Here is a 12,384-nt window from a genome sequence, read left to right on the forward strand (position 1 = left end):
CAATTTGCTGTTTTTCTGTCATGTTTCCATCTATATCTATGTAAAATTTCGTCATTGGGCGGAGAAGTCCTGCTTTTTTATGAAGGACGATTCTGTTTTATTTGATTGTTATATTGGCCTTCATCGCCACTATGAAGGCCACATCCACAGTATTCAAACATGATTATATCCTTCACAGAGATCAACCCGCTTCAAAAATATCCCATAAAGTGAAACTTCCATCAGTGGGGGTATGACGGCCAGTTAATGCGTGATAAAAAATGGGGTCTGCCCCGTATTCACAGCCCCATTTCCCTATAAAACTATTTTATCATCGATTCATTCTTCGCCTTATCAGTCAATGGCTTCATCGCCTCATGAATATTCACATTACGCTTTGCCATTTCTTCCATATAAACATCACCGGGGACAATGTTTTCCGGTGGATGGACGCCCCGTTTGGTGATGGTCCCGCTGCCGATCATCTGAGCAACAACGGAAATGGTATTCGCGGTCGCTCTGGCCATGGCGGTAACATTGCTCGAACGGTCCTTAAACGTACTCATTTCATATTGATAAAGCGTCCGTCTCCCATCCTTCTTCCCTTCGACCATGACCCGGAGCAGAACAGCATCATCTTTATCTTTAAGGTCCACAATTGGATCGAGCAGTTTTAGCAGGATGTCTCTTGGGGTTACCTTTGTTCCCTTTACATCCACCGTATAATCGTTTCTCGTTAAATTCAAATCAACCAGAAGTTTAAATTTCTGTGCATGACCCGGATATCGAATGGTTTTATATTCCAATGTGTCTAAATGAGGATAGGACTTAGGCAATGTTGAGGTTCCGCCTGACGTATGAAAGGCTTCCAGCGGACCAAATTTATTAAAATGAATCGTTTCGACCTCCGTTAGAGCGGGGACCTCCTGTGGCTGTCCGTTGCGAATGATCAGAGCTTTATCCGTATAGTGATCCATTAACCCCTCCATGGAAAAAACATGATTATATTCAAGAGGCGGCTCAGGCTGAACAGGAATACCACCTACAAAAATACGGATGGACTCAGGCTCATCAAGCTTACTGTATCCGTGACCTGATAGAATATTAATCATTCCGGGGGCAACACCTAAATCAGGGATCACCGTAACCCCTGCAGTTTGGGCATCTTCTTTTAACTGCAGTACCTTATCCGTAATATGACCAATATGCCCTCCCAGGTCTACACTGTGCACTCCAGCTTCAATTGCGGTTTTGGCCACAATCTCATTAAAGCTGTAAAATAAGGCATTAATCACCACATCATATTCTCGCATAAATGCTTTTAACTGTTCCTGATTGCCGGCATCTACCTGATAGGGTTTCAGTTTTTTAGATTTCAGCTGTTCACATACCTGACTGGCACGCGCTTTGTCTACATCCGCAAGTCCAATAAAGTCTACACCATGACTATGAGCAAGGTCCCTTGCCGCTTCCTTTCCCATTAATCCGGCTCCTAGTACACCTATTTTCATAGATATTACCTCCTTGTTTGTCTATTGTGGACCTGTTTATTCCGTATCGATCTGGGCCCTTTGTAATTTTCCGCTGTAATCGACATAGACGGCCTTCCATTCAGTAAAGACATCGAGGGCAGCCACACCCGAATCACGATGCCCGTTTCCTGTTCCTTTCGTTCCTCCAAAAGGCAGATGGATTTCCGCGCCCGTTGTACCGGCGTTCACATAGACAATCCCCGTATCCAGATCACGCTGGGCCGCAAAGACACGATTGGCATTTTGTGTGAAAATGGAACTCGAAAGTCCAAATTCGACACCATTATTGACTTCTATAGCCTCCTCAAAGCTTTTGACAGGAATGAGGGAAACGACGGGACCGAAAATTTCCTCCTGACTGATTCTCATATCCGGAGTAGCATCGGTAAACAATGTCGGGGCAAAATAGTGACCATCCTTATACTGGTTCTGTTCCAGCACATATCCGCCTTTAATAAGCTTAGCGCCTTCCTCCTGGCCAATCTGAATATATTTACGAATCTTTTCCAGTCCCTGAGCGTTAATAATCGGTCCCACTTTTACTGATTCATCCAGCCCATCACCAATGGTCAGGCTTTCCATTTCTTTAATTAACCGCTCTTCCAATTCGTCTTTTACCTTTTCATGGACGATGACACGGCTGCAGGCTGTACACCTCTGTCCGCTCGTTCCAAATGCACTCCATAAAATGCCTTCCACAGCCAGGTTCAGGTCTGCATCATCCATGACGATAACCGCGTTTTTTCCACCCATTTCAAGGGACACTTTCTTGAGCCTCTGTCCGCACTTACTCGCAATCGAACGACCGATATCATTTGAGCCTGTAAACGATATAACTCGAATATCGTCGTGGGCAACCATGGCCTCCCCTACTTCGGAACCTGTACCGAAGACCACATTAAGAACGCCGTCCGGCAAGCCTGCTTCTTCAAAAATTTTCGCGAGCTCATAGGCCATCAGCGGGGTTTCGGTTGCCGGCTTCCATATAACGGTATTTCCTGCCACGATTGCCGGGAAGGACTTCCATGTGGCTATGGCAATCGGGAAGTTCCATGGGGTAATAATGCCCACAACCCCAACAGGTGCACGAACGCTCATAGCAAACTTATCGCCCAGCTCGGATGGAGTCGTGTGCCCAAATAACCGGCGTCCTTCTCCTGCCATATAAAAGGCCATATCAATCCCTTCCTGAACTTCTCCCCTTGCTTCTTCAAGAACTTTTCCATTTTCCATTGTTAAAATGGTTGATAATTTCTCCTTCCGTTCCTTCATCAGCTGACCGACACGCAATAAAATCTCCGCCCGCTGGGGACCAGGGACGAGTGCCCACTTTTTCTGAGCATCACGGGCGATTTTTACCGCATCCTCTACATCTTCCTTTGTGGATAAAGGCACTTGAGCAATGGGTTTTCCATTCGCAGGGTTGATCACATCACGATAGGTTTTACGGTCATCGGACACCCATTTTCCGTTTATATAATTTTTTAATTGCTCCTCCTGAATGAAAGTCTGTGTCATGAAATCATCCTCCTTTATTTGTTATAAGTGATTGATTGCTCACGAATTTGCTGAATGGTTTTTCCCACCGAAATCTGCTCAGCATCACACTTTATGTCAATTACAGCCGGTTTTTCCTGGCTTAACGCCTTTGATAGAGCTGCTTTAAATTCTGTTCCCCCCTTCACCACTATCCCAATCGCTCCCATGGACTCTGCATAGCGGGCAAAATCAGCATCTGATAAGGAGGTGCCCATCACTCTACCGGGATGATGAATTTCCTGATGCATGCGGATCGTTCCATACGACTGATTGTTAAAAACGAGAGCAATGACAGGAATCCGGTATCTCACGGCTGTCTCCATCTCCTGCATCGTCATCATAAACCCACCATCACCTGACAAGGAAATAACCGGGCGATCGGGATGAGCGAGCTTTGCCCCTAAGGCAGCTGGCATGCCATAGCCCATGGCACCTGACGTTGGACCAATGTAGGTATTTTTCTGTCTGAAGGGATAATAGGCATGCAGCCAGCCGGCAAAATTTCCAGCGTCATTCGAAATCATGGCACCCTGAGGTAAGTCCTCGATCAAACTGGAATAAACCTGTTGATAGATAGAGCTGTCTTGAGATGCATGAATGTTTGCAGCTTGCTCATAGGCAGTACGACGCTGAACAGACCAATCTTTCCACTCTTCATTTCCTTTTATCATCTGCAGTCCCTTTAAGGCTTCCTTCGCATCAGCGACAACCCCAATATCCGGAGTAAACACCTTTCCAATGGTTTCTGCATCGATATCGATATGAATCAGCCGCTGACGGGGTTGTGGAAATTGATAATTTTGTGTAGTCACCTCTGATAATCTGCTGCCCAGAACAAACAAAACATCCGCTTCCTGCAGGGTCTTTTTAATCTCCGGGTGGGTTCCAAGCCCTAAATGCCCCATAAACTGTTCATGGTGATGGGGAAAAACATCGTGTCTGCGAAAGGCTGTGAGCACAGGTAAACCGGCTTGCTCGACAAACGATAAAAAGTCATCCTCTGCCCGGGCAGCTTTTACTCCTCCACCGGCAATGATTAGCGGCCGTTCTGCCCCCTTTAAAAGCTTCTCTATCTCTTGAATCTCGCTATCTGCCGGCTTCGGTTTCGGCTTTATTACTTTAGGACCAAAATTCATAACCGCCTTTTCCTTGAGAATATCCTCGGGCAAGGAGATGATTACAGGACCAGGTCTTCCTGTCTGAGCCACTCGAAAGGCACGCTGAACCAGCTCCGGCACCCGTTTTGCCTCGTTGATTTCCACTGCCCATTTTGCTGTATAGCGGAACATTTCCTGAAGGTTGACCTCCTGAAAACCCTCACGCTCCCGGACCTCCCTGGACACCTGGCCAATAAACACAACCATAGGGGTGGAATCCTGATAAGCCGTATGCACACCAATCGACAAGTTGGATGCCCCGACTCCCCGTGTGGCCATCACAACCCCTGGCTTCCCGGATGCCTTTGCATAGCCCTCCGCCATGAAGGAAGCACCCCCCTCATGTCTCGCTGAATACAGAGCGATGTCCGGTTCATCGTAAATCCCATCCAATAAAGGCAGGTAGCTTTCCCCCGGGACACAAAACACTTTGGAGATCTCCTCTATTTTCAGACACTCCACAATTCCCTCAGCTCCGGTCATCAGGGAGGCCTGTGTTTTTTCCATTATGAATCCCCTCCCATGTGCAGTTTTTCTATTCTTTTTACCGCTTCATTTAAACGTTCATCAGGTACAGATAATGAAATCCTGAAATATCCCTCACCCGCCGATCCAAATGCATTCCCTGGTGTTACAATGACCCCCAATTCGGTTAAAAGTCTGTCTGCAAATTCCATTGATGAATAGCCTTGGGGAACGGGAGCCCAGATAAAGAAGGTTCCTCTGGGCTTTGAAGCATGAATACCAATGGATGTCAGAGCATTCAGCATCCTGTCCCGCCGTTGCTGATAAATGGCGTTATGCTCTGAAACGGCGGACAAATCGCTGGTTAACGCAGCGACGGCAGCCTTTTGAACAGGGATGAACTGACTCGTATCCACATTGCTTTTATACGTGGCTAAAGCCTTGATCATCTCCCTGTTCCCGACTACATAGCCGATACGCCAGCCCGTCATATTAAAGCTTTTGGACAGGGAGCCAAATTCCACAGCATATTCCTTAGCCCCGGGAACCTCCATCATGCTTGGTGCCTGATAGCCGTCAAAAGTGGTGAGACTGTAGGCAGCATCGTGCGCAATTGCAAGCTGGTACTTTTCAGCATATGTAACCGCTTTCAAAAAAGTGCTTTTCTGAACCGTTGCCGCTGTAGGATTTCCTGGATAATTCAGGAGCATCAATTTTGAGTCCTGTAACGCTTCATCTGATAATTCTTCAAAAACAGGCTCCCCGTTCTGTTCAGCATTTAAAGGCAAGTCGATGGCATTTCCCCCAGCAAGATGCACCGCCGACCGATAGACAGGATATCCGGGATTCGGTACCAGTACCTTTTCACCCTGGTTAATGACAGCCGGTATAAAATGAGCAATTCCTTCCTTTGAGCCGACTAAGGCAAGCACCTCTTCATCCGGATCCAGCTTCACCCCATACTGCTTTTGATAAAAATGAGCGACTGCCTGCCGAAATTCATCAGTGCCTGTGTAAGAGGAATAACGATGGTTTTCCGGCTTCTGCACCTCATTGACTAACGTATCGATAATAAAGGATGGTGTCGGTAAATCCGGTGCACCGATTCCTAAATCAATGATGTCCTTTCCCTCTTTTTCCAGCTGCTTTTTCCTTTTTTGAATCCGGGAAAATAAGTACGGAGGCAATGCTTTTATTTTTTCTGACACGAAGTCCATGCTTCCTTCCCCCTTCCCCTTCAAATATATGACGGATGAAATTTCAATATGAATGAACGTACAGATGCACCGGTACAGGCTATTTAATCCACAGCAGTCCCATCATTAACGGGGACTTCCTCGGGTCTCTGCAGCAGAAAATAAAACACCAGCAGACCAATTAGGACTGTGCCCAGACCCATCCAGGTATTGTTCGTTAAGCCAAAAACCATGTAGCCGGCGAAAGTAATGACAGCCGCTGACAGGGCATACGGTATTTGCGTCATCACATGGTCAATATGGTGACAGCTGGAACCTGTAGCCGAAAGTATAGTCGTATCTGAAATGGGTGAACAGTGGTCTCCAAAAACGGCTCCCGCCAGAACCGCCGCAAGCATCGGCATAATGAGTGAAACATCGGTAGCGGAGGCAATCTGACCGGCAATCGGCAGCAGTATACCAAAGGATCCCCAGGACGTACCCGTGGAAAAGGCAATAAAACCTGCGATGACAAACAGAATGCCCGGTAAAAAGGCCGCATTTAAATTCGCCCCTTCTACAAGTCCGGCTAAATACGTTCCCGTGCCTAACTGGTCGATTAAGGTAACGATGGACCACGCCAAGATCAGAATCATAATACTGGATATCATGGATTTCGTTCCCTCTTTCAGACCGAGCAAGAAGTGGGAAGCGTTCATTTCCCTGTGCTTTGACTGCTGAGCGAAGAATAAGGCAAACGTTAGAATTAAACCACTGGCACCCCCAATAATTAGCGATAAGGTAACATCGGCATTCCCAAAAATGTTCACCAGCGTCTTCGCTTCTTCGGTTGCCAGGTAACCCGTCCAGACCATCGCCCCAACAGTCGCCACAAACAGAACGATAATCGGCAGCATTAAATCACGTACTTTTCCTTGTTCACTGGAAGGAAGCTTACTTTCCGTATCAATTTGATCCTTAAACTCCGGATTAACAACCTCACCAGTTTGTACGGCTCTCTCCTCATGCTTTTTCATCGGTCCAAAATCCACTTTACGCAGGGCAATAACCAGCACAACACCGAGAGCTGCCCAAACATATAAATTCATGGGAATCATTTGCATAAACGCATTAAAAGCACTAATTTCCGTCAGACCTTCAGCAGCAAATACCGTCCCCAATATCCCTATAATGTACGCACCCCAGCTTGATACCGGAGAAACAACACAAACGGGAGCAGCCGTAGAATCAATAATATAGGAAAGCTTGGCTCGGGAAATCTTATGCTGGTCGGCCATTGGTCGTGAAACCTGCCCAACCGTTAAACTGTTAAAGTAATCGTCAATAAAGATAATAACCCCAAAAATCATCGTCATAATCTGCGCCCCAACCCTGGACCGCACACGACGAATCATCCAGGTCCCAAACGCCCGTGAACCACCCATCATGCTGACAAACGCAGTCAGAATTCCAAGCATTAAAATAAACAGTAAAATATAAACATTCCACGTGTTTAACGATCCACCGTCAACAAATACCCCCTTAAACGATTCCCAGATTGCTGAAACCGTTCCCTTAAATTGAAACCCTGATAAAAGAATCCCGGCAGAAAGAATCCCGATTCCCAGCGAAATTAACACCCTTCTTGTTAACAGCACCATAACAATGGCAATAATCGGCGGAATCAGGGAATAAACCGTCTCCTCCACATTCATCCCTCCCTCGGTTTTTCAGCATTCACTTATTTAAATGCTTTGTTGCTGTTTTTCACCTCCCTGGTAAAGATATTTATTTTCAAATTATTCATACTATTCTATAAACTATCTTCAAACCCTTTTTTATTGGGGAAATTTATTTTCAGATGAGGTTCCGGGTTTTATAGATGGGGGTTCGTTAATATTGGATGCTGGTGGGTGGCATTTTGGGGATGAGGATGAATGGGGGCTGGTGGGAATCGGTCGATTTGATGGATTTATCAATCGGGAACCAGATTATATCCATCAATTTCAATGGTTTATCAACCAGCAGGTGAGGGCGTTCGTTTTTATCGATCAATTTGGTGCTGGTATCCGTCGGTTTATGGCTGGTATCGGTGGTTTTCTTCATTTATCCGTTTATTTGCCGTTGGTTTCATTCGATTTTCGGCATTTATCAATCCTGGTGGAGCTTATCCACCAATCTTGAGCATTTATCAATCAATTCCCATGATTTATCCACCAAATTCGAGCACCTATCCACCAATCGCACGCACAAATCCGCCCCCGCCACAAGGATCCCATCTCTGAACACTTCAATAAAAAAGGCCCTGCTTCAGCAGGACCCTAGCCCCTATAAATCAAACAAAAAGGGAGCGGCGAAAAACAGCACTGCCGCCACTCCTGCGGCAATTAAAGCGGGTTTTAATTTAAATTTTGCATATTGCATCGGATTTAAATCCAGAATCCCTGAGGTCGTGTTGGTGTCGTCACTTAATGGGGAGGCAAACGCACCAAATGTACCGCTGGCGAAAACGGCGCCGATGACAAAGGCTAAGTCTGTGCCGGAAACCAAAGCCAGAGAAACACCGACTGGCATCAGGATTCCCCAGGTTCCCCATGAGGAGCCGATAAAATAGGAAAGTCCGCAGCCCACAACAAACAGAAGCCCACCGACAAGTGATGGTGGAATCCAGGATAAGGAGGAGGATACAATATCCGCAAAGTTCAACGCCTCTGATCCGACGCTTAACGCCCAGACGAGTGTAAGTAAAACAATGACGTTCATCATGTCATTGCCGCCATCAATAAAATTTTGCATGATGGCCTTCAGTTTAAAATCCTTTAGCAATAGCAGGAACAGCCAGACGATCGTAAATAACAGCCCCAGTACCATGGCATCCAGAACATTCGCCTCAAGCAGCACTTCTAGCCCTCTTGAGCCGCTTTCCAGGCCAAGCATGTACATAAAAAAGAAGGTAGATACGATAATGCTGATCAGCGGCAGAATAAGATTCAATGGTTTGGCCGGAAGATCCTTGGCAACGGACGGATGACAATCGACCCAATCGTCATGCTGCTCCTTATCCTCGTCCACCTTTTCCGGCTTGTCGATATTATGAAAAAAGGCAAAATATACCCCTGTGGCCAGCATCGCGAACGCAAAAAAGTTAAACGGAATACTGTTCAGAAATAAACTGTAGGCATCCTCCTGCACATCGGATGAATGTATGGAAAGCTCAATTACCGATGTCATGTAGCCCACAAAGGCTGTGGCAACAGGGATTAATACAATCAACGGGGATGCTGTTGTTTCAATAATAAAGCCGAGCTCCTCCTTGGTCATTTTCACCTTTTTCCGCATTGCCTTCATCACCGGCGCAATCGTAACGATACGAAAGCTCGGCGCACTAAAGGTTCCCAGTGCAGATGCCCACGTAAGGAAAATGGCACTTTTCTTCCCCTTCACTTTATCGGAGGCTGCTTTCACAAAGCCTTTAATCCCCCCGGACATTTTCATAACGCCCACCAAGGCGGAGAAAAGATATAGAAAGATGATGATTTTTAAATTATTGGGATCAGTCAGACTTTCAATGACAAATTTCAGTGTTTCGGTTAACCCGTTTAGCCAGTGAGGCTCCGATAGATAACCCGCAGTCAGAACGCCCAGAAATAAACTCGGAACCACCTGTTTGGTCCAAATTGCAAAAATAATGACTACCACAAAAGGCAAAACCGCTAACCATTCCATATGCATTTTCCTTTCTATCGAAGCATCGTCTCCTGTTAGCTTATGTGAATAGGCTACAGTTATACAGAACCGTGGTGCTGAAGCTGATTGTGCTTATCACGGTGGTTTCAGGATATTTGGGGAATGCAGGAAAAAAATACACCTTGCTATAAAAACAAGGTGCTCCCGTATGTATCAGTTTACCTGATACTGGTCAAATTCATTTTCCTCCAGGTACTTTAAATATACCCAAAATAGAAAGTCCTTTTCCTGTTGTTTAAGGTTACGGTTTAACTGTTCCTCAAACTCCTTAACAAGAAATTGGAAATTTGTGATGGTATTCATGTCCTTCCCCCTTACAAAAATACCCATATTTTCATTATACTATGTTTTTTTCTAAATGTTGATAAAAATCATCATAATTTTCAAAATTTTATTTGAAAAAATTCCATTTTATGTCCGTCTTTTTCGAAATCAGTACAAATTCCTTATATTCTCCCGCTGATTTAGTACTATTTACCTGGTTATATATGCGAAATAAGTCGTGAATATAAGTTGAATTTACCATTCAAAATCTTGTGAAAATTTGAAATGATAGAAAACGTAATAGATTTAATTTTTTTACTATAATAGATAAATAGGAGGAGAATGGATGAAGAAAAAAGCAGTTTCCTTATTATCCGTGGGTGCCTTAACGCTCGGATTACTGGCACCAACAGCAGCAGCACAGACCACATCTGATTCTGAAGTTGCATCCAAGTATCAGAACTTTGATACGGAGAGGTATACGGACCGGGTAGATGTGGATGGTTACTTGGACAAATTGGCAAATGATGAAGAATTCCAGAAGAAAGCAAAGAAGAAGATTAAGGAGAACGCTGAAGACGTCAACTTCAATGAAGCAGAAGGTGAAGAGTCAGAAAGCTCCGATGGAAACTTCACTTATAATGGTGGAACCAAGCAATTTTTAGATTACGAGCTTGGGTTTAAAGAGTTTACCCTTAGAAGTGAAGGAGATCATGTTGAAATCTGGGTCGCCAATGATTTATCTTATCCTGATGATCGACCGGATCCTGTTGTCACCCAGGAGCAGGTAGACAAGCTTGCTGAAGAATTCGACAGTAACATTTATCCAACTGACACAGGATTTTTTGGTACACCAGATAGTCATGATGGAACAAATGCTTTACTCGAGGACTTAGGAATTGTTCCAGAAAACTACTATAAAGGAGACGGCGATAAAATCATTATGCTGGTGGATAACGTTAAGGATGAAAACTATTATGATCCTACTTATCCATTCTTCGTAGCCGGCTTCTACTGGGGTACGCTTGAACAATATACGGACCGTAACATCATTACCATTGATACCAACAATTGGGAGGAGCGTCTGGAAAGCACGTTCTATGGTACGACTATCCATGAACTGCAGCACTTAATCCATGACGACAACGACAGTGATGAAACCACATGGGTAAACGAAGGCATGTCCACCTTCTCTGAATTCCTCGGTGGTTATGGTTTAGATACGGGATCGATTAATTTCCTGCTTGATCATCCGGAAAACTCCTTAACAGCTTGGGATGAACATGTAAATGCAGAAACGGGTCCGGAAACGATTGCGGACTATGCACTTGTTCAGCTATGGACTCTTTATAACTATGAGCAGTTTGGACAGGAATTCATACGTGAAGTGGCAACAAGTCCAACAAATAGTATTGACAGCTATAATGAAGCACTGGAAAACAACGGCATTAACATGGACTTCCAGGATGTTTACAAGCGCTTCTCATCTGCCCTGTTACTTGATGACGATAAGCGTAAAGGCGGAATTTACGGCTTTGAGAATATTGACTTAAAAGATATTCCTGTAAGCGGCCAGGACGAGCCACGTGGAAAAACGGTAGACTTTGAGTCAGCTAAAGTTTATGAAAAAGAAGGTGTCCCTGCCTGGGGTGGAGACTATAAGAAGCTTGATTTCGATCAAAAAATTGATACGATTGAGTTTTCCGGACAGGACTTCTTTGAAACCAAATGGCAATCAGTTGACGATCCACTGGGCTCCGGTAACCAGGTATTCTGGGGCAATGAAGGTAATGAAGCTGACCACAACATGATTCTTGAGGCAGATTTAAGCAATGTCTCCGATGCTACGTTAACCTTTGACAACTATATCGATATTGAAGAGCAGTGGGACTTCGGTATGGTTCAGGTTTCAACGGACGGCGGTCAGACTTGGACTTCCCTTGAAAATGAAAATACACGCTCTGATGTGGTAGACAATGGGTATCCAAAAATCAAGGACAATGTTCCAGGGTTTACAGGTACGTATGAAGGCTGGAAAAAGGAAACCTTTGACCTCAGTGAGTATGCCGGACAGGAAGTGCTCGTTTCCTTCCGTTATCTAACCGATTGGGGAACCAATAATTCCGGATGGTTCGTTGACAATATCGAAATTCCGGAAATTGGCCTATCCTATGACGGTTCCAGCGTGGACGAAATGCAATCCTTAAGTGAAGTTCAACAGGAATATGTTGAATATGGGGTATCCTTCATTAACAAGAAGGAAAACGGCAATTACAAGGTTATCCACGTCGATCCATTCAATGTAACCGAAGAAGATGCACTTAAGCTTCGTCAGCTGTTCAGAAAGGGAGAAAACTATATGCATACGTACTATGCAGCTCCACAGGACAGCCTGGATTCGGTTAATTTTGAGTATGAAGTGAAGTTTAAGAAATAACGAAAGAGTATATTCACAAAATAAATAAATATTGCGAAAAGGGTATCTTTTTAAGGTACCCTTTTTCTTTTGCCATGAGCTTGCTAGAA

The 12,384-nt window shown here is 44.8% G+C and carries 9 protein-coding genes; 2 read left to right on the forward strand and 7 right to left on the reverse strand.

Annotated elements, in window-relative coordinates; translation table 11 throughout:
* Window positions 1–302: 302 nt before the first annotated feature.
* The 5 genes from ACZ5OK_RS16175 to ACZ5OK_RS16195 form a co-directional block, all read right to left on the reverse strand.
* Window positions 303–1,490: a saccharopine dehydrogenase family protein gene (locus ACZ5OK_RS16175; RefSeq protein WP_343838685.1), complete on the reverse strand. Its 1,188-nt coding sequence runs from the start codon at window positions 1,488–1,490 to the stop codon at window positions 303–305.
* Between the two features lie 36 nt (window positions 1,491–1,526).
* The gene (locus tag ACZ5OK_RS16180) at window positions 1,527–3,029 is read right to left on the reverse strand and encodes an aldehyde dehydrogenase family protein (RefSeq protein ID WP_343838687.1); all 1,503 of its coding nucleotides are present in this window, start codon (window positions 3,027–3,029) and stop codon (window positions 1,527–1,529) included.
* 14 nt (window positions 3,030–3,043) lie between these two features.
* Entirely contained in the window at window positions 3,044–4,714 is a 1,671-nt protein-coding gene (locus ACZ5OK_RS16185) for a thiamine pyrophosphate-dependent enzyme (RefSeq protein ID WP_343838689.1), read from the reverse strand.
* Window positions 4,714–5,889, reverse strand: a complete 1,176-nt coding sequence (locus ACZ5OK_RS16190) for an LL-diaminopimelate aminotransferase (RefSeq protein WP_343838690.1) — start codon at window positions 5,887–5,889, stop codon at window positions 4,714–4,716. The genes ACZ5OK_RS16185 and ACZ5OK_RS16190 overlap by 1 nt, the downstream gene beginning before the upstream one ends.
* Before the next feature lie 83 nt (window positions 5,890–5,972).
* Window positions 5,973–7,556, reverse strand: coding sequence for a Na+/H+ antiporter NhaC family protein (locus ACZ5OK_RS16195; RefSeq protein WP_343838692.1), 1,584 nt, complete (start codon window positions 7,554–7,556; stop codon window positions 5,973–5,975).
* Between the two features lie 190 nt (window positions 7,557–7,746).
* On the opposite strand from ACZ5OK_RS16195, the gene ACZ5OK_RS16200 reads away from it, so the two are divergent.
* Window positions 7,747–8,031 (forward strand): hypothetical protein, encoded by a 285-nt coding sequence (locus ACZ5OK_RS16200; protein ID WP_343838694.1) that lies wholly within the window; start codon window positions 7,747–7,749, stop codon window positions 8,029–8,031.
* 144 nt (window positions 8,032–8,175) lie between these two features.
* Here ACZ5OK_RS16200 and ACZ5OK_RS16205 read toward each other — a convergent pair whose 3' ends face one another.
* Together ACZ5OK_RS16205 and ACZ5OK_RS16210 are read right to left on the reverse strand one after the other, a co-directional pair.
* Complete coding sequence (locus ACZ5OK_RS16205) at window positions 8,176–9,573, reverse strand: Na+/H+ antiporter NhaC family protein (protein WP_343838696.1); 1,398 nt, start codon at window positions 9,571–9,573, stop codon at window positions 8,176–8,178.
* Between the two features lie 174 nt (window positions 9,574–9,747).
* Window positions 9,748–9,897, reverse strand: coding sequence for a hypothetical protein (locus ACZ5OK_RS16210; protein ID WP_162038886.1), 150 nt, complete (start codon window positions 9,895–9,897; stop codon window positions 9,748–9,750).
* Window positions 9,898–10,204: 307 nt separating this feature from the next.
* Here ACZ5OK_RS16210 and ACZ5OK_RS16215 point away from each other — a divergent pair, with 307 nt between their 5' ends.
* A complete protein-coding gene (locus ACZ5OK_RS16215) occupies window positions 10,205–12,295 on the forward strand; it encodes a peptidase M6 (protein WP_343838702.1) in 2,091 nt (696 codons plus the stop codon).
* Window positions 12,296–12,384 lie beyond the last annotated feature (89 nt).

The organism is Salinibacillus aidingensis, from assembly GCF_055393355.1.